General features: G+C 67.0%; 20 protein-coding genes and 1 tRNA gene. 10 read left to right on the top strand and 11 right to left on the bottom strand.

Annotated elements, in window-relative coordinates:
* Positions 1-285 precede the first annotated feature (285 nt).
* Positions 286-414, top strand: a complete 129-nt coding sequence (locus tag C556_RS24125) for a hypothetical protein (RefSeq protein ID WP_018749177.1) — start codon at positions 286-288, stop codon at positions 412-414.
* A 44-nt stretch (positions 415-458) separates the two neighbouring features.
* On the top strand, positions 459-1,241 hold the full coding sequence (locus C556_RS0115550; RefSeq protein ID WP_026263141.1) for a hypothetical protein: 783 nt from the start codon (positions 459-461) through the stop codon (positions 1,239-1,241).
* 91 nt (positions 1,242-1,332) lie between these two features.
* On the opposite strand, the gene C556_RS0115545 is transcribed toward C556_RS0115550, so the two are convergent.
* Together C556_RS0115545 and C556_RS0115540 are read right to left on the bottom strand one after the other, a co-directional pair.
* Positions 1,333-3,324 carry an alkyl/aryl-sulfatase gene (locus C556_RS0115545; protein ID WP_083930623.1) on the bottom strand — a complete coding sequence of 664 codons (1,992 nt, stop codon included), beginning with the start codon at positions 3,322-3,324 and terminating at the stop codon, positions 1,333-1,335.
* Positions 3,325-3,455: 131 nt separating this feature from the next.
* Complete coding sequence (locus C556_RS0115540; RefSeq protein ID WP_018749174.1) at positions 3,456-6,131, bottom strand: bifunctional acetate--CoA ligase family protein/GNAT family N-acetyltransferase; 2,676 nt, start codon at positions 6,129-6,131, stop codon at positions 3,456-3,458.
* A gap of 232 nt (positions 6,132-6,363) precedes the next feature.
* Here C556_RS0115540 and C556_RS0115535 point away from each other — a divergent pair, with 232 nt between their 5' ends.
* Positions 6,364-7,251: an EamA family transporter gene (locus C556_RS0115535; RefSeq protein ID WP_018749173.1), complete on the top strand. Its 888-nt coding sequence runs from the start codon at positions 6,364-6,366 to the stop codon at positions 7,249-7,251.
* A gap of 40 nt (positions 7,252-7,291) precedes the next feature.
* Here the strand turns inward: C556_RS0115535 and C556_RS0115530 are convergent, their stop codons facing one another.
* A complete protein-coding gene (locus tag C556_RS0115530) occupies positions 7,292-7,528 on the bottom strand; it encodes a hypothetical protein (protein ID WP_026263139.1) in 237 nt (78 codons plus the stop codon).
* Positions 7,529-7,702: 174 nt separating this feature from the next.
* On the bottom strand, positions 7,703-8,686 hold the full coding sequence (locus C556_RS0115525) for a sigma 54-interacting transcriptional regulator (RefSeq protein ID WP_018749171.1): 984 nt from the start codon (positions 8,684-8,686) through the stop codon (positions 7,703-7,705).
* A 581-nt stretch (positions 8,687-9,267) separates the two neighbouring features.
* Between C556_RS0115525 and C556_RS0115520 the strand changes: the two genes are divergently transcribed.
* The 5 genes from C556_RS0115520 (at position 9,268) to C556_RS22390 (ending at position 15,278) form a co-directional block, all read left to right on the top strand.
* Positions 9,268-10,188, top strand: a complete 921-nt coding sequence (locus C556_RS0115520; RefSeq protein WP_018749170.1) for a branched-chain amino acid transaminase — start codon at positions 9,268-9,270, stop codon at positions 10,186-10,188.
* 75 nt (positions 10,189-10,263) lie between these two features.
* Entirely contained in the window at positions 10,264-10,464 is a 201-nt protein-coding gene (locus tag C556_RS0115515) for a zinc-finger domain-containing protein (RefSeq protein ID WP_018749169.1), read from the top strand.
* 134 nt (positions 10,465-10,598) lie between these two features.
* The gene (gene waaF / locus C556_RS0115510) at positions 10,599-11,657 is read left to right on the top strand and encodes a lipopolysaccharide heptosyltransferase II (RefSeq protein WP_018749168.1); all 1,059 of its coding nucleotides are present in this window, start codon (positions 10,599-10,601) and stop codon (positions 11,655-11,657) included.
* Between the two features lie 86 nt (positions 11,658-11,743).
* Positions 11,744-13,039, top strand: coding sequence for a 3-phosphoshikimate 1-carboxyvinyltransferase (gene aroA, locus C556_RS0115505; protein ID WP_018749167.1), 1,296 nt, complete (start codon positions 11,744-11,746; stop codon positions 13,037-13,039).
* Between the two features lie 493 nt (positions 13,040-13,532).
* Complete coding sequence (locus C556_RS22390) at positions 13,533-15,278, top strand: glycoside hydrolase family 19 protein (protein ID WP_040431279.1); 1,746 nt, start codon at positions 13,533-13,535, stop codon at positions 15,276-15,278.
* A gap of 254 nt (positions 15,279-15,532) precedes the next feature.
* Here the strand turns inward: C556_RS22390 and C556_RS0115495 are convergent, their stop codons facing one another.
* Both C556_RS0115495 and nagZ read right to left on the bottom strand, forming a co-directional pair.
* Positions 15,533-15,868 (bottom strand): hypothetical protein, encoded by a 336-nt coding sequence (locus C556_RS0115495; protein WP_018749165.1) that lies wholly within the window; start codon positions 15,866-15,868, stop codon positions 15,533-15,535.
* Positions 15,869-16,023: 155 nt separating this feature from the next.
* Positions 16,024-17,571 carry a beta-N-acetylhexosaminidase gene (nagZ, locus tag C556_RS0115490; RefSeq protein WP_026263137.1) on the bottom strand — a complete coding sequence of 516 codons (1,548 nt, stop codon included), beginning with the start codon at positions 17,569-17,571 and terminating at the stop codon, positions 16,024-16,026.
* Between the two features lie 62 nt (positions 17,572-17,633).
* Between nagZ and C556_RS0115485 the strand changes: the two genes are divergently transcribed.
* Positions 17,634-18,119, top strand: a complete 486-nt coding sequence (locus C556_RS0115485; RefSeq protein WP_018749163.1) for a superoxide dismutase family protein — start codon at positions 17,634-17,636, stop codon at positions 18,117-18,119.
* A gap of 48 nt (positions 18,120-18,167) precedes the next feature.
* On the opposite strand, the gene gltX is transcribed toward C556_RS0115485, so the two are convergent.
* Together gltX and mltF are read right to left on the bottom strand one after the other, a co-directional pair.
* Positions 18,168-19,568: a glutamate--tRNA ligase gene (gene gltX, locus C556_RS0115480; protein ID WP_018749162.1), complete on the bottom strand. Its 1,401-nt coding sequence runs from the start codon at positions 19,566-19,568 to the stop codon at positions 18,168-18,170.
* 113 nt (positions 19,569-19,681) lie between these two features.
* Entirely contained in the window at positions 19,682-21,142 is a 1,461-nt protein-coding gene (gene mltF, locus C556_RS20670; RefSeq protein ID WP_018749161.1) for a membrane-bound lytic murein transglycosylase MltF, read from the bottom strand.
* 148 nt (positions 21,143-21,290) lie between these two features.
* Between mltF and C556_RS0115470 the strand changes: the two genes are divergently transcribed.
* Positions 21,291-21,380, top strand: a tRNA-Ser gene (locus C556_RS0115470).
* A 202-nt stretch (positions 21,381-21,582) separates the two neighbouring features.
* Here the strand turns inward: C556_RS0115470 and C556_RS0115465 are convergent.
* The 3 genes from C556_RS0115465 to C556_RS0115455 all read right to left on the bottom strand — a co-directional run bounded on the left by C556_RS0115465 (position 21,583) and on the right by C556_RS0115455 (position 26,045).
* On the bottom strand, positions 21,583-23,715 hold the full coding sequence (locus tag C556_RS0115465) for a type IV pilus assembly protein FimV (protein ID WP_169338631.1): 2,133 nt from the start codon (positions 23,713-23,715) through the stop codon (positions 21,583-21,585).
* A gap of 84 nt (positions 23,716-23,799) precedes the next feature.
* Complete coding sequence (locus C556_RS0115460; RefSeq protein WP_018749160.1) at positions 23,800-24,936, bottom strand: PilT/PilU family type 4a pilus ATPase; 1,137 nt, start codon at positions 24,934-24,936, stop codon at positions 23,800-23,802.
* A gap of 65 nt (positions 24,937-25,001) precedes the next feature.
* Positions 25,002-26,045 carry a type IV pilus twitching motility protein PilT gene (locus C556_RS0115455; protein ID WP_018749159.1) on the bottom strand — a complete coding sequence of 348 codons (1,044 nt, stop codon included), beginning with the start codon at positions 26,043-26,045 and terminating at the stop codon, positions 25,002-25,004.
* Between the last annotated feature and the right edge of the window lie 107 nt (positions 26,046-26,152).

Genomic DNA, 26,152 nt, shown 5'->3' with positions numbered 1-26,152 from the left:
CGGCCCGGCGGGCGGGCAAGGCGGGCACCGTTCCGCACGCGGTCAGACGGCCGCGACCACGGGCCGCGGTTGTCGCGCCGGCCCAACACGCCGCAGGGCGACGACGATCCGCCCGGCGCCCTGCTCACCCGCGTTTGAAGGTCGACCACACCGCCGAGCGACGCCAACCCGCTGCGCCGCAACGGCGCTTCCTTCGAAAAATACGGCGGCGTTTGGATTTAGCGATAACCGCTCCCTATAGTTGCCAAAAGCGGAGGCCCGCGATTCGCAAGCAGGAATATGGGCATGGGCGCGCAGCTGGCGCGGTCGCCCAAGGACGCGGTCGGCACCGCCTGTATCAATACTGTTTCCAGACCGGACAACGCGCCGCACGTGCGGCTGTTCATGCTGTCGTACCGCCGCCTGTTCTGCTGAGCGCCACTGACGAAACCCGCTGTGCCATGTTCGAGGAGCCCGCCATGAAGCGTCTTTTCCCCCTTGCCGCCGGCGCGCTGCTGCTGGCCCTGGCGCAGCCGGCCCTGGCCGACGACGCCGAAACCGCGAACAAGAGCAACAACCCGCTCAACCCGGCGCCGGGGCTCAACTTCCAGGACTACTACACGCCCACGCTCTACGGCAGCGACAAGCACACCAACGATTTCCTGTTGCGCGGCACGCTGCCGGTGATGCCCAACAGCCTGGTCGGCGTGCCGCAGATCTTCCGCCTGACCATGCCGCTCAGCACCCGGCCCGACCCGGAGGGCGGCTACAAGACCGGGCTGGGCGATATCAACCTGTTCGATATCTTCCTGCTGCACACCGGCGCCATCGAAGTCGGCGTCGGCCCGCTGCTGACGCTGCCCACCGCCAGCAACGACGAGCTGGGCACCGGCAAGTGGCAGGGCGGGCTGGCCGCGGTGGTGATCTCGCCCAGCCCCAAGCGGCTGCTCGGCGGCCTGCTGCAATGGCAGCAGTCGTTTGCCGGCGACGACGACCGCCCCGACGTCGGCTCGGTCACCTTTCAGCCCTTCGGCATCTTCAACCTGCCCCACGGCTGGTACGTGCGTTCCACCGGCATCTGGACTTTCGACATCGAGCACGGCAATTACTACATTCCGATCGGCCTGGGCGGCGGCAAGGTGTGGAAGGAAGGCAGGACCATCATGAACCTGTTCGTCGAGCCGCAATGGACGGTGGCGCACGACGGCGACAACCAGCCCAAGTTCACCGTGTTCGGCGGCCTGAACCTGACTTTCGATTGAGCGGGCGGCGCGGTGCGCCGTGCGCGGTCGCCACAAGAAAAAGCCCGGCTCGCCGCCGGGCTTTTTTGTCGGAGCCATGCCCCGAGGTCGATCACTTCCGCGCGGTTACCGGCTCGATCAGCGGGAAGGCCGGGTCGGGGCGATCGAACAGCGCGGCAAGCTGGTCGAGCGCGTCGGCTTCGCCTTCCACCTTCACCGTGCCCTTCTTCACCAGATCCGCCGTCTTCGCCATGCCGCCGACGATGGCGCCGAATTCGGGCGCGGTCAGCGTGACGGTGCTGTCGAGCTGCTCGCCCGCCACCGGCTTGTTCAGGAACAGCACGGCGTTCTCCAGCGTCAGGGTATAGCTTTGCGGCTCGGCGCCGGTGACGCGCAAACCGATGCGCTTGTGCTTGCCGACGGCGCGCGCGGGGTCGATCAGCGTCGAGGCGTAGTCCACCGCCATCGGCACCGGGACCGCGCGCGGGTCCACCAGCGTGGCGGTCGCCATCGGCTTGGCGCCGCGCAGCTCGTTGGCGCCCATCAGGTAGAAGCCGCGCCAGGTGGCCGATTCGGCCTGGAAGCCCAGCTGCTCCAGCGCGGCGGCCTGCAGGGCGCGGGCCTCCTGGTTGCCCGGATCGGCATAGACCACGTGGTTCACCAGTTCGGCGGTCCAGCGATAGTCGCCCGCGTCGAACGCCTTGCGCCCGCGTTGCAACACCTGTGCCGCGCCGCCCATGGCCTCGACGTAGCGCTTGGCGGCGTCCACGCGCGGCAGTGCATCCAGCGTGGCGGGGTTGCCGTTGAAGAAGCCCAGGTAGAGCTGGTAGGTGGCCTTCACATTGTGCTTGAGGCTGCCGTAGTAGCCGCGGTTGTAGAACTCCTTGCCCAGCGCGTCGGGCAGCGTCAGGCGCTCGGCGATCTCTTCCGCGTCGTAGCCCTGGTTGGCCAGGCGCAGCGTCTGGTCGTTGATGAAGCGGTACATGTCGCGCTGCTTGCTCAGGTGCTCGCGGATCTTGGCATTGCCCCAGGTGGGCCAAGTGTGCGAGGCGAACGCCACCTCGGCCTTGTCGCCGAACAGCTCCAGCGTGGTGTTGAGCGTATTGGCCCACACCAGCGGACTGCGCACCTTGGCGCCGCGCAGCGTGTACAGGTTGTGCATGACGTAGGTGGAATCCTCGGCCAGGCACAGCGCCTTCAGTTGCGGGAAGTAGAACAGCATTTCCGCCGGCGCCTCGGTGCCGGGCGCGTTCTGGAACACGATGTCCAGCCCGTCCACCGTCAGTTGTTCGCCGGTATGGGTGATGGTGCGGGTCGGCTCGGCGATGCTGATGGTGCCCTGCGACAGATTCACCCCCAGCCCGGTGCCGATGGAGCCGCTGGCGCCGAGCGGCAGGCCGTCGCCGTACGAGTAACGCGCGCGCCGCCCCATGGCGTTGCCGGCGTAGAGGTTCTCGCTGACCGATTCCTCCAGGAAGCCGACCGGCGCGATGATCTCCACCTTCTTGTTCTTGATGTCGTCGGGGCTGACCACGCCGAGCACGCCGCCGAAGTGGTCGGCATGGCTGTGGGTGATGATGACGGCCTTGACCGGGCGCTGGCCGAGCTTTTCGTTGGCCAGCTTCAAGCCGGCGGCGGCGACCTCGGTCGAGGTGGTGGTATCGATGATGATCCAGCCGGTGTCGCCCTGGATCAGCGTCATATTGGCGATGTCGTAACCGCGGAACTGGTAGATGCGATCCGCCACCTTGTACAGCCCGTGCTCGGCGTTGAGCTGCGATTGGCGCCAGAAGCTGGGGTTGACCGTGTCGGGCGCCGGCTTGTCGCGCAGGAAGGCGAAGTTGTCGGCGTCGTAGACCAGCTTGCCGTCCTTGCTCTTGATCCTGGCGTCGGGCAGCTTGGCGATCAGGCCGCGGTTGACCGCGTCGAAGCTGTCGCGATCGTTGAAATCCAGTTGCTGCAATACCGCCTGGTTGGCGGCGCGGGTGGTGTCGGTGGCGACGCCGACCGGCAAATCGGCGGCGATGGTGTGGCCGGCAAGAGCCAGCAACGCCGCGGTCAACGACGAGGCAAGGCGGGATAACGCTGTCTCGGATGCAATCATGGTTTTCTCCAGGCGAGGTCTTGTAACGAAACGCTTTCCCGTTATAGGCAACGTCGATCACCCTATCGCCCGGCGGACAAAAAAAAGCCCGGCGATGCCGGGCCTTGGTTCCAATCCGCGCTGCGCGCCGGCTACAACTGCTTCACCACCCACTTCAGGCCGGAATCCTCCGGGTGCTTGTGGATCTCGAAGCCCAGCCGCTTCATGAAGTTGAGCATGGTCTTGTTGCTGCTCAGCACCTCGCCTTCGACCAGCTCCAGGTTCATGTCGCGCGCGGCGGCGAACAGCGCCTCCATCAGTCGCGCGCCCAGGCCCTTGCCCTGCATGGTGTCGGCGATGACGATGGCGAACTCGCAGCTGTCGTAGTCCGGGTTCACGGTGAAACGCGACACGCCGAGGATGCGCTCGTCGTCGCCCTCGCCCATGGTGGCCACCAGGGCCACCTCGCGGGCGTAATCCATCTGGGTGAAGCGCGCCAGCATCGATTGGGGCAGCGTCTTCAGGGTGTTCATGTAGCGGTTGTAGCGGGTTTCGTCCGACAGCTCGGCGACGAAGCGCGCCATCATCTCGGCATCTTCGGGGCGCACCGGGCGGATCACGATGGGCACGCCGCTCTTCAGCTGCGACACCTGCACCATCTGCGACGGATACGGATGGATCGCCATGTGCTGATAGCGTCGCGCGCGCTCGGGCACCGGCGCCACCACGATGCGCGCGTCCACCGCCACCACGCCGTTCTCGTCGGCGATCAGCGGGTTCAGGTCGAGCTGGTGCACCTGCGGCAGTTCGCACACCAGTTCGGACAGGCGCAACAGCACGTCGACCACCGCATCGAGCTTCACCGGCGGCTGGTTGCGGAACGCTTCCAGCATCTGCTTCACCCGGGTGCGGCGGATCAGGTTGGCGGCGAGGTACTCGTTGAGCGGCGGCAGCGTGACGGCGACGTCGTTGAAGACCTCCACCGCGATGCCGCCCGCGCCGAACGAGATCACCGGGCCGAAGGCGCGGTCGCGCGCCACGCCCAGCATCAGTTCGCGGCCGAACTTCTTGCCGTGCATGGGCTGGATGGTCAGCCCGCGCACCTTGTCGCCGAAACGCTCCTTGGCGCGGCTGAGCATGCGCGACGCCTCGGCCGCGACGCCGACCAGACTCTGGATATTGAGCACCACGCCGTCGATGTCGGTCTTGTGCATCACGCCCTCGACGTCGAGCTTGAGCGCGATCGGCAGGCCCAGACCCATCGCCACCGTCACCGCGTCGTCGGGCGTGGACGCGCGCAGGGTGGGCACCACCGGGATGTGGAAGGCGCGCAGGATGGCCTTGGATTCGATCTCGTCCAGCACCGTGCGCCCGTTGGTCAGCACGGTGTCGATGATCATGCGCGCGGTCTCCAGGTCCGGCGCCTCCCATTCGCCCAGCGGGGCGGCGGTCTGTAGCAGCAGTTGCTGGTTGTATTCCCACGCGGCCAGCGAATAGAACACTTCCACGGCATGCTCGGGCGCATGGAAGTAGGCGATGTTCCGCTTGCCCAGCAGGCGGCGGCTGGCTTCGAGCTTCTTGCCGCCGATCCACGCCAGCAGGATGGGCTTGTCGGTGGTGCCTTGCAGTTCGATCATCGCCTCGGCGGTGGCCATGTGGTCGGTGCCCACCTGCGGGGTGAACACCACCACTACGCCATCGACATTGGGATCGTCGAGCAGCGCCTGGGTGGCGCCACGGAAGCGCGCGGCCGGCGCGTCGCCCAGGATGTCCACCGGATTGCTGCGCTCGGCATGCGGCGGCAGCCAGTCGGCCAGCCGGCTCAGGGTTTCCGGCGCCAGCTGCGTCAGCTGGACGTGCAGGTCGTGTGCGCGATCGACCGCCATCATCCCGGCGCCCATGCCGTTGGTGACGATGGCCAGCCGGCGGCCCTTGGTGCGGTAGCCGGCGTTGACCACGCGCGCGGCGATGAACAGCTGGTTGATCGAGCGGATGCGCAGCACGCCGGCGCGGCGCAGCGCGGCCTCGAACACGTCGTCGCGGCCGATCAGCCGCTCGCTGTGGGTGCGGCCGAGGGTGACGCGTTCGTCGTAGCGCCCCACCTTGAGCACCATCACCGGCTTGGTGCGCGCGGCGGCGCGCAGCGCCGACATCAGCATGCGCGCGTCGCCCACGTCTTCCAGGTAGATCAGGATGCTGCGGGTACGCGGGTCGGACACCAGGTAGTCGAGCGTTTCGCCAACATCCACATCGGCCTCGGTGCCCAGCGACACCACGCTGGAAAACCCCACGTCGTGCGATTCGGCCCAATCCAGGATCGCCGATGCCACCGACGACGACTGCGACAGCAGCGCCAGATTGCCGCCCTTGATCTGCCCCTGGTAGTTGCCGGCCTGGAAGCGCGAGATCGGCCGCGCCTGGCCGAACACGGTGGGGCCGAACAGCCGCATGTCGTACTGGCGCGCGGTGGCGCGCAGCTGGTCGAGCAGGCGGCGCGACGCCTCGTCGGTGCCGACGAAGTCGCAGGACATGATGACGGCGGCCTTCACCCCGCGCTTGCCGCATTGTTCGATCACGCTCTTGAGGGTGCGGGTGGGCGTGGTGACGATGGCCAGGTCGAGGCCGCCCTCGATGGCCTTCACCGTCTTGTATGCCTTGATGCCCAGCACCTGCTCGTGCTTGAGGTTCACCGGATACAGCCGGCCGGCGTAGCCGCTCTGTACCAGGCCGGCGAACACAGTGCGGCCCACGGCGCCTTCGGTGTCGCTGGCGCCGATCACGGCCACCGACTGGGGGTCGAACAACGGGGTGAGGTAGTGCTGCTTCATGGTTCGATCCGATGGATGCGTGGGTGCGTCGGGGCCGAGATGGGCAGGAGCCGCGTCGCCTGATGGATTGTAGTCGTGCCGTGTGTCGTTCTGGTGCGGCGAGATTGATCCAGGCCAGACAATCCGGCATTGGCGGTGGCCGGCCAGTCGCCGCCCGGAAGGTTTTGGCGGCGGCTCCAAGCACGAAGCATGCCGCGCCAGTATCATCCCGGCTTTCCCCGGGAGCGGCATCATGGCCTATCTGGCATTCATCACCGTGGTCTGGGCGTTCTCGTTCAATCTGATCGGCGAGTACCTCGCCGGCCGGGTGGACAGCGACTTCGCCGTGCTGACGCGGGTGGTACTGGCGCTGCTGGTGTTCCTGCCCCTGCTGCGGGCACGCGGCTTCGCCGTTGCGCGCATTCTGGGCACGATCGCGGCCGGGGCGTTGCAGTTCGGCCTGACCTACCTGCTGCTCTACCGTTCGTTCGCCTACCTCAGCGTGCCCGAGGTGCTGCTGTTCACCATCTTCACGCCGATCTACATCACGTTGCTGGACGACGCCTTCCGTGGCCGCTTCACGCCGCGCGCCTCGCTGGCGGCGCTGATCGCCATCGCCGGCTCGGCCATCATCCGCTACGACGGGCTGAGCGGCGATTTCCTCACCGGCTTTCTGCTGCTGCAACTGGCCAACCTGTCGTTCGCGCTGGGGCAGATCGGCTACAAGTGGCTGGTGGCGCGCCATCCCAGCGATCTGCCGCCCCGCGCGGGCTTCGGCTGGTTCTTCGTCGGCGCGCTGCTGGTCGCGCTGCCGTCGTTCCTGATCTTCGGCAACCCTGCCCGGCTGCCGACCACCGCGCTGCAATGGTCGGTGCTGGTCTACATGGGGCTGGTGGCGTCGGCGCTGGGGTTCTTCTGGTGGAACAAGGGCGCGTCGCTGGTCGATGCCGGCACGCTGGGGGCGATGAACAACACGCACATCCCGATCGGGATCGCGCTGCACATGCTGATCTGGGGCAGCGACGAGAACGTGGGCCGGCTGGTGCTGGGCGGGGCGGTGATCGGGCTGGCGCTGTGGCTCAACGAACACTGGCGCCGCCGCGCGACGCCGGCCGGGACGGCGCAACGCACCGGGGCGTGACGCGATCCGCGCGGCATCGACAGGCGATTGCGCCGGGCGGTCAGCGCCCGGCGCGCCGCGCGCGCCACAGCTCGCGCTTGCCGATCAGGCGGCGCTCCACTTCGCCGGCGGCCTGCAAGCGCTCCAGCGCCTCGCGGGTGACCGCCAGCGGCTCCGGCTCGCCGGGCCAGCGGATCCACCACTCGTGGATGCCCTCGACCGTGTCGGCACTGTCCGGCCGCGTCCGCAGGTAATCGCGGATCGCCTTCATTGCCGTCTCGATCAGGTGTTCATCCATGCAGCAAGTCTCGGGTTGCGGGTCGGTATCCGGCGTCGTGCGCCGTAACGGTGCACGATGCACGATGCGGCATTCGGGAGCAATTGGCGCAAACCGCAGGCGTTACGGTCGAGTCGATGGCGGCGCTTTCATGAAAGCCGGCGGCGCGCCGCGACCATCGACGGCCGGGCGGCGTCAGCCCTTGTTGACCAGATTGGGCAGCACGCGGCCCATGCCTTGCAGGTCGAGCTTGCGCACCAGCTTGCCGAAGGCGCTGCGATCCTGCCCCGCCAGCTGCGCCGCGCGGCTGATATTGCCCTCGGTGCAGCGCAGCAGCCCTTCCACATAGCGCTGCTCGAACTCGGCGATGGCGCGTGCCTTGGCGGTCTTGTACGGCAACGGCGCGCTGGCCTGGATCGGCGCGGCGAGCGGATTGGCGCCCAGGCGCAGGTAGCCGTCGTCGCTGAGCAGGAAGGCGCGGTGGACCTGGTTCTCCAGCTCGCGCACGTTGCCCGGCCAGTCGTGACGGGCGATGTAGTCGAAGGTGTCGGGATGGAACTGCCGCTGCACCCGGTACTGGTGGCAGAAACGCCGCAGGAACGCCTGGGCCAGCTCGCGCGCGTCGCCGTCGCGCTGACGCAGCGACGGCATGGCCAGCGTCAGCACGTTGATGCGGTACAGCAGGTCGCGGCGAAACTGGCGTGCCTCGACCAGTTGGTCGAGCGCGGCGTTGGTCGCCACCAGCACCCGCACGTTGGCGTGCCGCACCTGGCTGCCGCCGACGCGGCGATAGCTGCCGTCCTGCAAAAAGCGCAGCAGCGCCGCCTGCGCCTTCAGGCTGAGCGCGTCCACCTCGTCGAGGAACAAGGTGCCGCCGTCGGCCTCGGCGGCCAGCCCGGGCGAGGCCTGCTTGGCGTCGGTGAAGGCGCCGCGCTCGTGGCCGAACAGCTCGCTTTCCAGCAGCGCCTCGGTCAGTGCGCCACAGTTCACCGGCACGAACGGCCCGGCGGCGCGTTCGCCGGTGTAATGCAGCGCCCGCGCGGCCAGCTCCTTGCCCGTTCCCGTCTCGCCGATGATCAGGACCGGCACATCGACGCACGCCATTTTTTCGATCTGGCGCAGCGCCGCCTGAAATTGCGGCGACGACCCGATCAGGTTGAAACGGGACAGGTTTTCCATCGAGTAGACCCCCAAAGCACTTTCCAGTCAGAACCGACAACTCAGCGCCGTTGATAAAACTCTCCTGGCGGCGCGCGGGGGCGCCGAGCCTCGCGGCGGTACTACACGGACCGCGTTTCGCGCTTCTTGCCAGGACCGTTTCGCCGGGTTTTGTCACCGGCTCTTGTTCAGGTAAGCCAACGCAACGGTTGGGCATAGTGGTGTTTATGCCAAGCAGCTAAAGGCAGTCAAGAATCACTGTCGGATCAATTGGTTATCACCGGGCAACCTTTCATTTTCAGACAGCTTGGCGGGCCACCCTCGAGGCAAATGTCAATAAATGTCAAAAACACAATAAAATCATTTGCTTATTGGAAATACCATTCATCCGCCCCAGCGAACCGCCGGCCATCGCGACACGATGGTTGTCCACCGAAACCCATCCCCCATCGCGACAACCTTCCGACCGATGGCCGATCCGCTCGCAGCGCCCTGGACGAACGGGCGGCGGCGCCTTGTGTGCGCCACGCGAGGGCGGACGATTTCGGCTACAATTTCGGCCTTTACGCACCCACGAATCCACAGGCAGGAGAGAAGCAATCATGTCGATGGCCGACCGCGACGGCGTCATTTGGTACGACGGCAAACTGGTTCCCTGGCGCGAAGCCACCACCCACGTCCTGACCCATACCCTGCATTACGGCATGGGCGTCTTCGAAGGCGTGCGCGCCTACGAAACCAGTCGTGGCGCGGCGATCTTCCGCCTGCAGGACCACACCAACCGCCTGTTCAACTCCGCCAAGATCCTGGGCATCGCCCTGCCGTTCTCCAAGGAGGAACTGAACGAGGCGCAGCGCGCCGTGGTGCGCGAGAACGGCCTGAAATCCGGCTACCTGCGCCCGATGGCGTTCTACGGCTCGGCCAAGCTGGGCGTGGCGCCGCCGGTGAACGACGTGCACGTGATCGTGGCCGCCTGGCCGTGGGGCGCCTACCTGGGCGCCGAGGGCATGGAAAAGGGCATCCGCGTGAAGACCTCCAGCTTCTCGCGCCATCACGTCAACGTGACCATGTGCAAGGCCAAGGCCAACGGCAACTACATGAACTCGATCCTGGCCCACCAGGAAGCGGCCGCCGACGGCTACGACGAGGCACTGCTGCTGGACGTGGACGGCTACGTGGCCGAAGGCTCGGGCGAGAACATCTTCGTGGTGCGCGCCGGCAAGCTGTACACGCCGGACCTGACCTCCTGCCTGGACGGCATCACCCGCAACACCGTGTTCCAGATTGCGCAGGAAATGGGCGTCGAGGTGATCGAGAAGCGCATCACCCGCGACGAGATCTACATCGCCGACGAAGCGTTCTTCACCGGCACCGCCGCCGAAGTCACCCCGATCCGCGAGCTGGACAACCGCGAGATCGGCATCGGCAGCCGCGGCCCGATCACCGCCGAGATCCAAAAGCGCTACTTCGACATCGTCGAGGGCCGCGACGAACGCCGCGCCGAGTGGCTGACCCTGGTCTGATCCATAACAAGAACGGCTGACATGTGAAACGGGCGCGGGGCTGGTCGCTCCGCCCCGGCCGACACGGAGTACACCATGGCATTGCACGAAAACACCCAACGCGAAATCGAAGTCACCGCCAAGGACCTGCCGCTGCACTGTCCGACCCCGGACCAGGTGAAGTGGAACTCGCACCCGCGCGTGTTCCTGCCGATCGAGAAGACCGGCGAGGCCCTCTGTCCGTACTGCGGCACCCGTTATCGGCTGAAGGCCGGCGAGGTGGTCAAGGGACACTGATCCCCTGCGATACTTCCCTGCAAGCGGCGCCCGGCGCCGCTTCTGTTTTTGCAACGCGAGGAAACCATGTCGATCCCCGAGCCTGATTTCATCGTAACCGCCCGCCCCTGCCGGCCCCGGGCCCGCCTCAGCGCATGAAACGCATCCTGATCGTGGCCCCGGCCTGGGTCGGCGACGCCGTGATGGCCCAGCCGCTGTATCAAAGGCTGCACGACCGCTACGCCGACAACGTGGTGATCGACGTGCTGGCGCCGGCCTGGACCCGGCCCTTGCACGCGCGCATGGCCGAAATCGACGAGGCGATCGACGCGCCGTTCGGCCACGGCCAGCTGGCGCTGCTGGCGCGCTGGAAGCTGGGCCGCCAGCTGGCGCGGCGCAAGTACGATCAGGCCATCCTGCTGCCCAACTCGCTCAAGAGCGCGCTGGTGCCGTTCTTCGCCGGCATTCCGGTGCGCACCGGCTGGCTGGGCGAATCGCGCTACGGCCTGCTCAACGACTGGCGCAAGCTGGACAAGGCCGCCCTGCCACGCATGGTCGAGCGCTTCTCCGCGCTGGCCGAGCGCGCCGGCAAGCCGGTGGTCCACCCGATTCCCAATCCGCGCCTGGAAGTGGACGACAGTTCCTGTCGCGCCGCGCTGGCGGCGCTGGGCCTGGGCGCCGAGCGTCCGATCCTGGCGCTGTGCCCCGGTGCCGAATACGGGCCGGCCAAGCGCTGGCCGGCGCGGCACGCCGCGGCGCTGGCGCGCAGCATGATGGCGCTGGGGGTGCAGGTGTGGCTGTTCGGCTCGAACAAGGATCGCGAGATCTGCGACGAGATCGTGGCACTGGCGCCCGGTGTGGTCGATCTGGCCGGAAAGACCACGCTGGCGCAGGCCATCGACCTGATGAGCCTGGCCCACGCGGTGGTGTGCAACGACTCCGGCCTGATGCACGTGGCCGCTGCGCTGGGCCGGCCGCTGGTGGCGGTGTATGGCTCCAGCTCGCCCAAGTTCACCCCGCCGCTGTCGCACAAGGCGCGCATCGTCACGCTGAACGTGGAATGCAGTCCCTGTTTCCAGCGCACCTGCCCGCTCGGCCATATGAAATGCCTGAACGACCTGGGCCCGGATCTGGTGGCCTCGGCGCTGCGCGAGCTGGTGCCCGCGCTGTTCGAGCCGCCCGTCATCGATATCGCCCCGGTCCCGGCGCCCTGAACCTCACCGGCCACGCCGGTATAAACATCCGGCGGGCCACGTTATCATTGCGGCCTTCCCTAAAGCCCGTGCCATCGCGACTCCCCATGGAACACCTCGACCTCTCCCCGATTTCCCACGTTGCCGGCACCGTGGCCCTGCCCGGCTCCAAGAGCATCTCCAACCGCACTCTGCTGCTGGCGGCGCTGTGCCGGGGCGAGACGCTGGTCAAGGGCCTGCTGGCGTCGGACGACACCCAGCGCATGCTGGAAGCGCTGGCCGCGCTGGGCGTGCGGTGGGAACAATTGGGCGACAGCCGCGATTTCCGCATCCACGGTTGCGGCGGCGATTTCCCGGTGAAGCAGGCCGACCTGTTCCTGGGCAACGCCGGCACCGCGTTCCGCCCGTTGACGGCGGCGCTGGCGCTGGCCGGCGGCGAATACCGCCTGTCCGGCGTGCCGCGCATGCACGAGCGCCCGATCGGCGATCTGGTCGATGCGCTGCGCCAGGCCGGCGCCCAGGTCGATTACCTGGGCCAGGAAGGCTATCCGCCGCTGGCGATCCACCCGGGGCGCATCGCCGGCGACCGCGTCTCGGTGAAGGGCAACGTCTCCAGCCAGTTCCTCACCGGGTTGTTGATGGCGCTGCCGCTCACCGGGCGCGACATCACCGTGGCGGTGGAAGGCGAGCTGATCTCCAAGCCCTATATCGAGATCACGCTCAACCTGCTGACGCGCTTCGGCATCGCCGTCGAGCGGCGCGGCTGGAGCGAATTCTTCATCCCCGGCGGCCAGACCTATGCCAGCCCCGGCGAGATCTTCGTCGAGGGCGATGCGTCGTCGGCATCGTATTTCCTCGCGGCCGGCGCCATCGCCGCCGCGCCGGGCCGGCCGGTGACCGTCACCGGCGTCGGCCGGCAGAGCATCCAGGGCGACGTGCGCTTCGCCGAAGTGCTGGAACAGATGGGTGCGATCATCGAACGCGGCGACAACTGGATCAGCGCCACCCGCCCCGCCGGCGGCCGGCTGCGCGCGGTGGACGTGGACCTCAACCACATCCCCGATGCGGCGATGACCATCGCCGTGGCCGCGCTGTTCGCCGAGGGCACCACCACCATCCGCAACATCGAGAGCTGGCGGGTGAAGGAGACCGACCGCCTCGCCGCGATGGCCGCCGAGCTGCGCAAGGTGGGCGCCACCGTCGAGGAAGGCCGTGACTACATCGTGGTCACCCCACCCGCCGCGCTGACGCCGCACGCCGAGATCGGCACCTACGACGACCATCGCATGGCGATGTGCTTCTCGCTGGTGTCGCTGGGCGCGCCGGTGCGCATCCTCGATCCCGGCTGCACCGCCAAGACCTTCCCCACCTATTTCGACGAGCTGGCACGCATCGCCGCCTGACGCGGCGTTCCGGCCTTTCGTCTGCTTCCCGCCGGCCCGTGCCGGCTGCTTGCGCCGCGCGTGGCCACGCGCAGCGGCCGTCGGCGGGCCACCCACCTGCCGATTTCGGGCGGCCGCTGCATCGCGGCCAACCGGCACTGCGCCGCACAGATCAATCACTTAGCGCTTCCACGATGCCCGGATTGTGGCGTAAATCGGTGAAAGCAATAACCATCACTACATCATTGATTAATTATATTTTGTTGATTTAACAGGGTTTTTTGAGAATCGCTCGCGTTGTAAGCCCCTAGGAAGTGATTACCGGCGCTGATACCATCCCTGACATTCGACCCATAGAGCGGCTAACAAAACCCAGCGAAGCGGTCCTGGCAAGGAGCGCGAAACGCAGACAGTACTAGGCGTACGGCAAGTGAGCACGACGACGCCAGGAGGGTTTTGTTAGCCGCTCTCGAGGCCGAAGCACAAAGACAAGACAAGGATGGAGGATTACAACATGGCGCTGATTCCCAGCAGCAGACGTCACGCACTCGTCGTGGCACTGGCTTTCGTGGGCGCCGCCCACGCGGCCGAATGGAGCAGTACGGCGGTGTACACCGCCGGGCAGGAAGTCACCTACCAGGGCAGTAGTTACAAGGCCAAGTGGTGGACCCAGGGCAACGTGCCCGGCGCCGAGCAATGGGGCCCGTGGCAACTGGTGGGCACCGCCACCCCGACGCCCACCCCCAGCCCGACACCGACCGCCACGCCGACACCGACCGCGGTGCCGACGCCGATCGTGACCCCGACACCCCGCCCGGTCACCCCCACGCCCACCGTCGCGCCCACCCCCGTGGTGACGCCGACGCCGTCCGGCACCACCTGCAATGCCGCCTGGGCCGAAGGCAATACCTATACGGCCGGCGCTACCGTCACCTACAACGGCCGCAATTACCGCGCGCTGGTGACGCATGTCGCCTATGTCGGCGCCAACTGGAACCCCGCAGCCAGCGGCACGCTGTGGCAGGACATCGGCGCCTGCGGCGGCGGCAACCCGACGCCCACCCCGGTGACCCCGACCCCGACGCCGGTCGGCCCCACGCCGACCCCGGTCACGCCGACGCCGACCCCGGTGGGCCCGACCCCGACGCCGACGCCCGTGGTGACCGGCGTACCGTCGCTGGCGCAGGCCCAGGCACGCGAGGCCGAGCTGACCAACAACGACTTCTTCCGCACCGTGAAGGCGTCGATCCGCACCGCGCCCAACGCCGTAGTCGATGCCGTGGCGCCGGGCAAGGCCGACAACCCGAAGAACGTGAAGCGCGTGGAAGGCATCCTGTCCGCCGCGCAGTGGGAATACCTGTTCCCCCGCCGCGACGCCAGCTACACCTACACCCGCTTCCTGCAAGCGGTGGCCAAGTTCCCGGCGATCTGTGACGACTACAGCGACGGCCGCAACGCCGACGCCATCTGTCGCCATTCGCTGGCGACCATGTTCGCCCACTTCGCGCAGGAAACAGGCGATCACAACCGCAACGACACGGTGCCGGAATGGCGCCAGGCGCTGAAGTACCTGCGCGAGATGGGTTGCGACGAGACCGGCCCAGGCTGCGGCTACAACACCGAGTGCGCCGATCCGGTGTTCAACAAGGTGTGGACCTGCGGCAAGAATGCCGACGGCAGCTGGAAGAAGTACTTCGGCCGCGGCGCCAAGCAGCTCTCGTACAACTACAACTACGGCCCGTTCTCGCAGGTGATGTACTCGGGCGACCAGTTCAAGCTGCTGAACGAGCCGGATCTGGTGGCGTCCACCTGGCTGAACCTGGCCTCGGCGACGTTCTTCTTCGTCTACCCGCAACCGCCCAAGCCGTCGATGCTGCACGTGCTGGACGGCACCTGGGTGCCGAACCAGGTGGACAAGACGGCCGGCACCGGCAACAACTTCGCCACCACCATCCAGATCATCAACGCCGAGTGCGGGCTGGGTACCGAGAAGCAGGCCGCGCAGAACCGCATCGACTACTACAAGGAGTTCTCGCGCGAACTGGGCTGGGATTACAGCAACGAGCAGTTGTCGTGCGCCACCATGCAGCGCTTCGGCTCCGGCAGCTCGGCCGCGTACAACATCTACTGGGAGAAGAACTGGAACGTCGGCGGCGACTACCAGTGCCAGCTGGTGAGCTACCAGACGCCGTACAACGCGCTGATCGAAGGCCAGTATGCCAAGTGCGTGGAGGCCAACTGGGGCGTGACGCTGCGCTGAGACGCGACGGCATCCGTCGAACCGTGTGAAGGATGGCGCCCTCGCGGCGCCGTCCGACAACACACCGCTTCGCCGGATCGCCGTAGCGCCTGTTTTGATCTACTCCGTCGCGTCGACGCTCCGGTGGACGCGAAGGGGTGAACGGTTGGGGCGCGGGATCGCGCCCCTTTTTTCGTGCCCGCGAGTGGGATCACGCGACGAACAGGCAACAAAAAAGCCGGGAGTCTCCCGGCTTTTTCTGTTTACCGCGAAGCTCAGCGGCGGGTGTTGGCCGCGTACTGGCGGCGCTCGATGCGCACGTCGCGCTTGGCCACCTTGGTGCTCTTGCCCTTGGCGTAGACCTTGGAACGCTTGGCCGAAGCGTAGCGCTGCGCGTCGCGCTTGCTGGCGGCCGCGTACTTGCGGCTGGCCTTGGTGTCCTTGCTGGCGACCTTGACGGTCTTGCGGGCCTGGACCGGGGCGGCGGGGCGCGATACCGGCACGGCATAGGCGGGTTCGTCGAATGGCAGCGGCGCGTCGGCCACCAACAGGTCCGCCGCGTAGACGGGCGTAAAGGCCAGGGCCAGCACGCACAGCAACAACTTTTTCATGACCCCATCCTTTGTGAACAACCGGGTGTGAATTTTGGCGGTCAGTCTATAGCGCCAAACTGCATTGGCGCAAACCCTTTTTTCGGACTGCCGCGAGCGTGGCGCCGCCCAGTATACCCAGCGGAATCGCCCGTCAGGCGGGCCGTTGCGTCACGCTAGCCGCCCCGCGCCAGCAAATCCGCCAATACCGTCAGCGCGGCCGGACGATTGGCGTAGCAAGCCAGACGACCGGCTGCCTGCGGCAGCAGGTCGATGTCATACGGCAGGCGCCCCGCCACCAGCCAGGTACGCGCTGCGGGCAGCCCGGCCAGCAGGTCGCGTTGCGCCGGGAACAGCACGGCGTTGTAGCTCACCACCACCACCTGCGGTGCATCCGCCGCCCGGGCCAGCGCGTCGGCGATCTCGGCCGGCGTCGGTGCCAGCGGCAGCGCGATCTCGTCCACGGCGTAGCCCAGCGCGGCCAGCGGCTCGGCCAGGGTGTCGCGCTGCACCGCCGCCTGACCGATCGCGGCCCGGCCCATCGCCACTTCGTCGATCTCGGTGCGGGTGCGCACCTCCAGCGTGATCAACAGCACCGGCTGCGCCGCATCGAGCGCGCGGCAATGGCCGGTGACGGCGCGGCGATGCACCGCTTCGGACAGCGCCAGCGCCTGGGGCGTCCGCAACAGCGGCGCGGGATCCTCCGGCAGCGCACGCCAGTCGCCCAGGCGCCGCTTCAGCGCGGCGATGCGCGCGCGGGACGCGGCCAGACGCTCGGGCGAGACCTCGCCACGTTCCACCGCTTGCAGCAGGCGGTCGATGGCCTCGGCCTGTACCGTCTCGCGGTGCGACACCAGCAGCACGTCGGCGCCAGCCTGGAAGGCGCGCAACGCGCCCGTCACGGTGCCGACGCCGCGGCGGATGGCGTCCATCTCCAGGCAGTCGGTGAACACCACGCCGCCGAACCCCAGTTGCTCGCGCAGCAAGCCGGTCAGCACCGCGTGCGACAGCGTGGACGGCGTGTCGGGGTCCGGCTCCACCGCCGGGAACGCCACATGCGCCGACATCACGGCATCGACGCCAGCGGCGATGGCGGCGCGGAACGGCGCCAGTTCCACCGCATCCAGCCGCGCACGGTCGTGGCCGACTCGCGGCACGCCGAGGTGGGAATCGGTATCGGTGTCGCCATGACCGGGAAAGTGCTTGGCGGTGGCCGCCAGGCCGGCGGCCTGGATGCCGCGCATCGCCGCCAGCCCGTATTCGCACACGGTGGCGACGTCCTCGCCGTGGGCGCGCACGCCGATCACCGGGTTGAGGCGGTTGTTGTTCACGTCCAGCACCGGGGCGAAGTCGATGTTGATGCCCAGCGCGCCCAGCTCCGCCGCGCCGATACGGTTGAGCGCCTGGCAATCGGCGGCCGAGCCGGCGGCCTGGTAGGCCAGCGCCGACGGCAGCGGCGTCATGCCAGCCTCGATGCGCGCCACCATGCCGCCCTCCTGGTCGATGCCGATCAGCAAGGGCTGGTCGCTGACCTCGGCGTTGATCTGTTGCAGGCGCCGGCACAGCGCCGCCACCTGCCGCGGATGATCGACGTTGCGGCGGAACAGGATGACGCCGCCCACGCGGTATTCGCGGATCAGGCGCTCGATGTGGGCATCGGGTTCCAGCCCGTCGAAGCCCACCATGAAACACTGACCGATCTCGGCTCTAGAACTTAATGCCATTGCAAGTTGTCGCTCCGAAAGGCCGGCACACCGGCCGCTACCCATATCGAAAGGAGATCATCATGAAGCCATTCTTCGCTCTGCTGGCCACTGCGCTGGCCCTGCCCGCGCTGGCCGCCACGCCCCCTTCCACCACCCGGCTCTCGCCCGCCTCCGGCAGCCAGGTCCGCGGCAGCGTGCAGTTCAGCGACACCGCCGAGGGCCTGCGCGTAACCGGTGAAATCACGGGGTTGAGCCCCGGCGCCCATGGCTTCCATGTGCACGAGCGCGGCGACTGCTCCGCGCCGGACGCCAGCAGCGCCGGCGGTCACTACAACCCCGACAACCACCCGCACGGCGACGCCGACCCCAGCCGCCACCATGCCGGCGACCTGGGCAATATCGAAGCCGACGCCGATGGCCGCGCCAAGGTGGATGCGATCGTGCCCGGCCTGACCACTGCCCGCCTCAAGGGCCGCGGGCTGGTGGTGCACGATCAGCCCGACGACCTCAAGACCCAGCCGTCCGGCGCGTCGGGCGATCGCATCGCCTGCGGGGTGGTCCGCTAGAACGGGCCGGCTTTGCGCAAGACCGGGGCCAGCCGGCCCCGTTCGTTCTCAGACGGCCAGCCGGCGCAGCACTTCCTCGCGCCCCAGCAGCGCCAGCACCGCGTCCACCGACGGGGTGCTGGTGGTGCCGCACACCTTGGCACGCAGCGGCATGCCCACCTGCGGCATCTTCACGCCCTGCTGCTTGACGAATTCCTTGATGTAGGCGGATAGCGCCTCGGTGGTCCATTCCGGCAGGCGGGCCGCGCCTTCGGCGAAGAAGCCCAGCCGCGCCTCGTCGTCCGGCGTCAGGTGCTTTTCGACGATCTCGGCGGTGGGGGTCAGCGCGCGGTAGAAGTACTCGGCCTGGTCGGCCATCTCGACCAGGGTCTGGCTGCGATCCTTGAGCAATGCGCACACGTCCGCCAGCACCGGGCCATCCGCGACCGCGACGCCACGATCCGCCAGGAAGCCCTCGACCCGCCCGGCCAGCCGGCGCGGGTCGGTCTGCTTGATGTGCTGGGCATTCAACCACAGCAGCTTGTCGCGATCGAAGCGGCTGGGGCTCGGCGACACCGAATCCAGCGAGAACCACTCGACGAACTGCGACAGCGTGAAGAACTCGTCGTCGCCGTGCCCCCAGCCCAGGCGCGCCAGGTAGTTGAGCAGCGCCTCGGGCAGAAAACCCATCTTGTCGTAGTCGACCACCGACACCGCGTCGCGCCGCTTGGAGAGCTTCTGCCCCTGGTCGTTGTGGATCATCGGCAGGTGCGCGAACAGCGGCACCTCGGCGCCCAGCGCCTGGTACATGTGGATCTGCCGCGGCGTGTTGTTGACGTGGTCGTCGCCGCGGATCACGTGGCTGATGTTCATGTCCCAGTCGTCCACCACCACGCAGAAGTTGTAGGTGGGCGTGCCGTCCGGGCGGGCGATGATCAGGTCGTCGAGTTCGTCGTTGGCGATCTCGATGCGCCCCTTCACCTGATCGTCCCAGGCCACGGTGCCGCCGATAGGGGTACGGAAACGCACCACCGGCGACACGCCCTGCGGCGGCGCGGGCAGTGTCTTGCCGTCCTCCGGCCGCCAGCGGCGGTCGTAGCGCGGCTTCTCGCCGCGCGCCTCGGCGGCGCTGCGCATCGCGTCCAGTTCCTCTTTGCTGCAATAGCAGTGGTAGGCGTGGCCGCTGGCCAGCATCTGGGCGATCACTTCCTTGTACCGCGCCATGCGCTGCATCTGGTAGAACGGGCCCTCGTCGTAGTCCAGCCCCACCCAGTGCATGCCGTCCAGGATCGCCGCCACCGATTCGGGGGTGGAGCGTTCGAGGTCGGTGTCTTCGATGCGCAGGATGAATTGTCCGCCGTGCTTGCGCGCGTAGGCCCAGGAAAACAGGGCGGTACGCACGCCGCCGATGTGCAGCAGGCCGGTGGGGCTGGGGGCGAAGCGCGTGCGAACGGGACGGGTCTGGCTCATGGTCAATCCGGGCAGAAAAAAGCGAAGCCGCTATTGTAGCGGCGGGCAGGCGCGCTGGGGCGCCAACGAAAACGCCCGGCACGAGGCCGGGCGCGGAACGAAATGCGGCGGGACTACAGCGAAGCCTGGCGGATCGGCTCGCGCGCCGGCACCACGCGGTTGTTGATCCGCAACGGCAGGTTGTCCGGGTTCTGGATCACCACGTCCTCGGCCAGCATCGGCAGGTCCGGCTGAGCCGGCTCCTCGAAGCGAGCCAGGATGTCGTAGTAGGTGCGCAGCGTCTCGACGAACACCACCGGCTCGCCGCCGCGGGCGTAGCCGTAGCGCAGGGTGGAGAAGTACTTGGGATCGCGCAGCAGCGGCAGCACGGTCTTCAGGTCGGCCCAGCTGTCGGGGTTCTTGTTCAGGCGGCGCGCCAGCACGCGCGCATCCGACAGGTGACCGATACCGACGTTGTACGCGGCCAGCGCCAGCCAGGTGCGATCCGGCTCGGCGATCTCCTCGGGGATGGCCTTGAGCATCATCTGCATATAGCGCGCGCCGCCCTGGATGCTCTGGTACGGATCGAGCCGGTTGACGCGCAGGCGGTTGGCGGTATCCGTGGTGAGCATCATCATGCCGCGCACGCCGTAGGCCGAGACCGCGGCCGGATCCCAGTGCGATTCCTGGTAGGACAACGCGGCGATCAGGCGCCAGTCGATGCCGGTCTTGCCTTCCGCCTCGCGGAACCAATCGCGGTAGCGTGGCAGCACGGTCTCGCGCTTGCCGAGGAAGGCGAGCGCATCGACCGGATCGACGCGGTCCAGGTGACCGTAATAGCGGTCGATCAGGCGCTTGATGCTGCCGTCCTGGGCCAGTTGCGTGAAATAGCCGCTCAGTTCGCCCTGGAGCGCGGTGTCTTCCTTGGGCATCGCCCAGGCCAGCGCCTGCTCGGTTGCGAACGGGGTCGAGACCGCCACATTGGGGAAGTAATTCTGCGCCACGCTGGCGAGGTTGGAATCGAGCACGGCGAAGTCGTATTCGCCAGATGCCACGCCTTCCATCAGGCCCTCGGCATCTTCGCCTTCGACCAGGCGCCAGGTGAACGCGGGATGCGCCACCTTGTAGCGATTCATCGCGTCCAGGTACTGCGGCAGGGTCTTCACCATGCCGGTGCCGTCCTGCAACATGGCCAGCGCGCGCTCGTCACTGATGCGCGAGGAATGGACCAGGACCGGCTGTACCTGCTGATAGGGGGGGCTGAAGGTCAGCGAGGGGTGTTCTTCGTCGCGGTGCACGCCGACGGCCAGATGCGCTTCGCGCCGTTCCAGGCGTTCGAGCAACTGGTGGTAATCGCTTTCGACGATGAAGCGCACCTTCAGGCCGCGCGCATCGGCAAAACGTTTGACGAGATCGTATTCCAGCCCGGCGTACTTGCCTTCGGCATCGACATAGAGCGTGGTGGGGCTGTTCTGTACCAGCACCACCAGTTCCTTCGATTCGTTCCACGGGGGGATACGGTTGCTCTGCTGATTCGGCATGTCGGAACAGCCAACCAGCGCAGTGGCGCACAAGGCCATCAACCAGTGTTTCATGCGACTCCGTCTATGAAGTCCTCTTGATCAACTCGTTTTAGAGGACCTCTGGTTAGGACGGGCGCATTCTGCACATCTTTGCCGTTCATCTCAAACGTAAAGACTTTGCATTTGCTAATAAACCCGGCTAGAATCCGGCCTTCCTCGCGGAAAGGTGGCAGAGTGGTCGAATGCGCCAGACTCGAAATCTGGTTTAGGCTCCGGTCTAACGTGGGTTCGAATCCCACCCTTTCCGCCACTTCCAGGAGAAAACGGCGTCGTGCAAACGGCGCCGTTTTTTCATTCCCGCTTCCCGCCAATGCTGCCGGTTTACGATTTGCTTCGTTATGTAACCAGCGCGGCCTGCTGCACACTGACTGTCAGAAACAAGAGTCAATCTGACGCATGGCATTCGCCAAACCGGCCAGGCAAGAAAAACCGCCCGGCGAAGCGGGCGGTGGTCAGCGGTGCTTGATCGGGAACAGTCGATCCAGCCATTTCAACGCCGTCTGGCGCTGCTCCAGCGTGCCGTTGTAGAGGGTTTCCTCCAGCAGGCGGAACACGGTGCTGGTGTCGCCCTTGGCCAGCAGCTCCGACACCGGGCGCAACACCGGATCGTCGGTGAGGAACTCCATCGGATTGACCTCGGCGGTGCTCGGCTTGTCGCTCGGCGGCACTTCGGCGATCAGGAAGTCGGCCGGCTTGAACAGCGGCTCGCCTTCGGCGGGCGGCGGCTCCTGAACCGGCTTGGCCTCCAGCTCGAACGGTTCGCTGTCGAGCGGCGGCAGCTCCAGCGATTCGATGATATGCGAGGGCTCGGCCGGCGCTTCGGCCAGGGTGAACTCCAGCGACGGCATCTCCGGCATCCGCAGCGCATCGTCGTCCCGCGCGCCCAGCGCCTCGCGCAACGGCGTGGCGGCGGGCGCGGCCACCGCGGGCGCCGGTGCCGACGCAGGCGGCACGACAGGGCGCGCGCTCGGCAGCAGCGCGTCGTCCTCGTCCAGCGGTTCGTAGAGCGGGTTGCCCGGATCGAGATCGCGGCCCAGCGCCTGTACCTGCTGCCACAGCGCGTCGCTGGCGAACTGCAGCCGGAACGCCACCGCTCTCTCCTGGAACGGCTGCTTCATATCGTTGTGCCGCAGCACTTCGAACAGCTTCATCCACAGCGCCAGCGCGGTGGGGTGTTGTTCGATCTCGTGCGACAGCAGGTTCACCGCCTGTTGCACCAGACCGTGGTCGATCAGCAGTTGCGCCTCTTCGGAGACATTGCCCGGCAGCACCACGTCCACTTCGTCGTTGTGCCATTCGTTCGCCATCTGCGCGATGTTGTGCGCCAGGTCGCGCACGCCGGGGCCGCCGGTCGCGCCGGTGGTGATCGGCACCGGCGGCGGCTCGCCGAAGCCCGTGGCCAGCTTGCCGGTGCCGCTGAAACGCGGCTCCAGCGTGGTCGCCATGGAGAACGGCTCGTATTCGTCGGCGAGGCGGCGTTCGCGCCAGCGCCACAGGACATACCCTCCCGGCAACAGCAGCAAGGCCAGCAGGCCGCCCCACATCCAGTAGCCGCTCTCGCCACCCGCCGCCGGCTTGTCGCTGCCGGGCTGCTCCGGCTCGGCGCCCGACCTCAGGCCGGCGCGTGATTTCACCTGGGCCAGTTGCTTTTCCAGCTGGGCGATCTGGTACTTCAGCTGCATCAGTTGCGCGGTCTGGTCGTCCGACTCCAGCAGCAGCAGGTTTTCCCGCAGGCGCAGCGTTTCCTCGGGCGTCATCGGCGCGCGGTATTCCAGATCGAGCGTCGGCGCCGACAATTGCAGGCGATAGGTGCCGGAGGCATCGACCGAGCGCGGCGCGGACGGCGTGGCGAGCGCGCCTTCCACCGGCGCGGGCAGCGGTTCAATGGTCAGCGCCGGCCGGGCGGCCGGGCGCGCCGGCTCGCGCGGCAACACCTGGCTCACCGTGTCCTCCGGTGCCTCGGGGCGGATCCGCGGCGGCGGCAGGTAGACGGCCAGCCCGCTGTCGAGCGGCACCCGCGAGCTCTGCGGCAGGCCGTCGTTCAACTGGTGGATCTCGTCGATCAGCCAGGCACGTTCCTGGGCGTCGTTGGGGAAGTAACGACGGGCGATACGCTCCACCGAATCACCCGACTCGGTGCGCCAGACGCCACCCAGCGGCGGCGCGCTGCGACGCGACGGCTCGCCACGACGCGCGGCCTGGGACGACGCCGAGCGGCCGCTGACGACCGGCGCGGCGGTGTACTCGCGCGGGTCGAGCAGGATGGCGTAGTCGCGCTGGAATTCGCCGGTGGTATTGGAGGGACACGCCAGTCGCACCGACAGGCCGATGACGGGCTCCTGCACCACGTCGCTGCTGAGGATGCGCAACACGCCGCCATCGGGCGTGCTCTCGAAGCCCAGCCGGGCGCGGGTCAGCGGCACGGCGCCGTCGTCGCCGCCCGGCATCAGGCGGAAGCAGCGCAGCGACAGCATCTCGTCGCCACTGGCATAGACGGGAATGGTGGCCTGCAAGCGCTCGCCCAAGGCCGAACTGACGTCGATGTCGCCCAGGGTGGCGGCCAGCGAGGCGGACGGGGCCAGCACGCTGCCGAACGCAGCCAACGAAAGGCAAAGGCGAGACGGGCTAAAAGGTGAATTCATTGAGTCGCCTGACGTCGAGCAATCCGCTCAAACGATGTCCAGGTGGTCGATCCCCGACAACACGTCCTTCTGCTTGGCTTCCGAGCCCTGCAATTTGATCTGCAGGCGCAAGTCGTTGACCGAATCCGCGTTGCGCAGGGCGTCCTCGTAGCTCACCTTGCCCGCCTCGTAGAGGTCGAACAGGCTCTGGTCGAAGGTCTGCATGCCCAGCTCGCGGGACTTCTTCATGATTTCTTTGATTTCGTGCACTTCGCCCTTGAAGATCAGCTCCGAGATCAGCGGGGAGTTCAGCATCACCTCCACCGCGGCCACCCGCCCCTTGCCGGAACGGTGGGGCAACAGGCGTTGTGAGACGAACGCCTTCAGGTTCAGCGACAGGTCCATCAGCAACTGCGCGCGGCGCTCTTCGGGGAAGAAGTTGATGATGCGGTCCAGCGCCTGGTTGGACGAGTTGGCGTGCAGCGTGGCCATGCACAGGTGGCCGGTTTCGGCGAAGGCGATGGCGTAGTCCATGGTGTCGCGATCGCGGATCTCGCCGATCAGGATCACGTCCGGCGCCTGCCGCAGCGTGTTCTTCAGCGCCGCGCCCCAGGAATCGGTGTCCACCCCCACCTCGCGCTGCGTGACGATGCAGTTCTTGTGCTCGTGCACGTATTCGATCGGGTCTTCGATGGTGATGATGTGGTCGTACGAGCTTTCGTTGCGATGACCGATCATCGCGGCCAGGGAGGTCGATTTGCCGCTGCCGGTACCGCCGACGAAGATCACCAGGCCGCGCTTGGTCATGGCGATATCCTGAAGCACCGGCGGCAGGCCGAGTTCGTCCAGGCGCGGGATTTCGGAGTTGATGGTCCGCAGCACCATGCCCACCCGGCTCTGCTGCATGAAGGCGTTGACGCGAAAGCGCCCGAGCGTGCCGGGGCTGATCGCGAAGTTGCACTCCTTGCTGGCTTCGAATTCCTCGGCCTGGCGGTCGTTCATGATCGAGCGGGCCAGTTCCTTGGTGTGCTGGGCGGTCAGCAGTTGCGCCGAGACCGGCGTCACCTTGCCGTCGATCTTCATCGCCGGGGGAAAATCCGCGGTGATAAACAAGTCCGATGCACCCTTGGCGCGCATGTGGCGCAGGAGATCCTGCATGAACTTGGCTGCTTGTTCCTTTTCCATCGTCGTACCCGTGGTAGTTATCGTCGTTATACCCGGTCCCGCGGGCGCTTTTCCAGGATTTATCCCTATCCCTTGAAGTTATCAGGGATGGCCGCCTTCATGCGCGCCTCGGCCACCGAGACGACGTTGCGCTGCACCAGGTGTTGCAGGCTCTGGTCCAGCGTCTGCATGCCGAATTGCTGGCCGGTCTGGATCGACGAATACATCTGCGCGATCTTGTTCTCGCGGATCAGGTTACGGATGGCCGGGATGCCGATCATGATCTCGTGCGCCGCCACCCGGCCCTGGCCGTCCTTGGTCTTGAGCAGAGTCTGCGAGATCACCGCGCGCAGCGATTCGGACAACATCGCGCGCACCATTTCCTTTTCCGCCGCGGGGAACACGTCGACCACGCGGTCGATGGTCTTGGCCGCAGAGCTGGTGTGCAGCGTGCCGAACACCAGGTGGCCCGTCTCGGCGGCGGTCAGCGCCAGGCGGATGGTCTCCAGGTCGCGCATTTCACCCACCAGGATCACGTCCGGGTCTTCCCGCAGCGCGGAACGCAGCGCGTTGGAGAAACTCAGCGTATGCGGGCCGACCTCGCGCTGGTTGATCAGGCACTTCTTGGATTGGTGCACGAATTCGATCGGGTCCTCGACGGTGAGGATGTGCCCGTACTCGTTTTCGTTGATGTAGTTGACCATTGCGGCCAACGTGGTGGATTTGCCCGAGCCGGTCGGCCCGGTCACCAGCACCAGCCCGCGCGGGTTTTCGGAGATATCCTGGAACACCTTGGGCGCGTTCAGCTCTTCGAGCGTCAGCACCTTGGACGGAATGGTCCGGAACACGGCGCCGGCGCCGCGCTGCTGCACGAAGGCGTTGACGCGGAAACGCGCCAGGTTGGGGATCTCGAAGGAGAAATCCGCCTCCAGCGTGTCTTCGTACACCTTGCGCTGCCCGTCGTTCATGATGTCGTACACCATGTCGTGCACATCCTTGTGCTCAAGCGCGGGCAGGTTGATGCGGCGCACGTCCCCGTGGACGCGGATCATCGGCGGCAGGCCGGAGGAAAGGTGCAGGTCGGATGCCTTGTTCTTGACGGCAAAGGCCAAGAGTTCGGAAATTTCCATTTATAATTTTGTCCTTCGGCTTAGCGCCGGCGGGCGCCCCGAAGGCACCGCAAGCGGCGTGAAATCTGGGCTGGCGCAAAACTGCGAAGCATTATGGCAACGATTTT

Source organism: Chitiniphilus shinanonensis DSM 23277 (genome assembly GCF_000374805.1).
GTDB lineage: Bacteria > Pseudomonadota > Gammaproteobacteria > Burkholderiales > Chitinibacteraceae > Chitiniphilus > Chitiniphilus shinanonensis.
The sequence above is the reverse complement of the archived record's forward strand: the minus strand, read 5'-3'. Positions and strand labels throughout refer to the sequence as shown.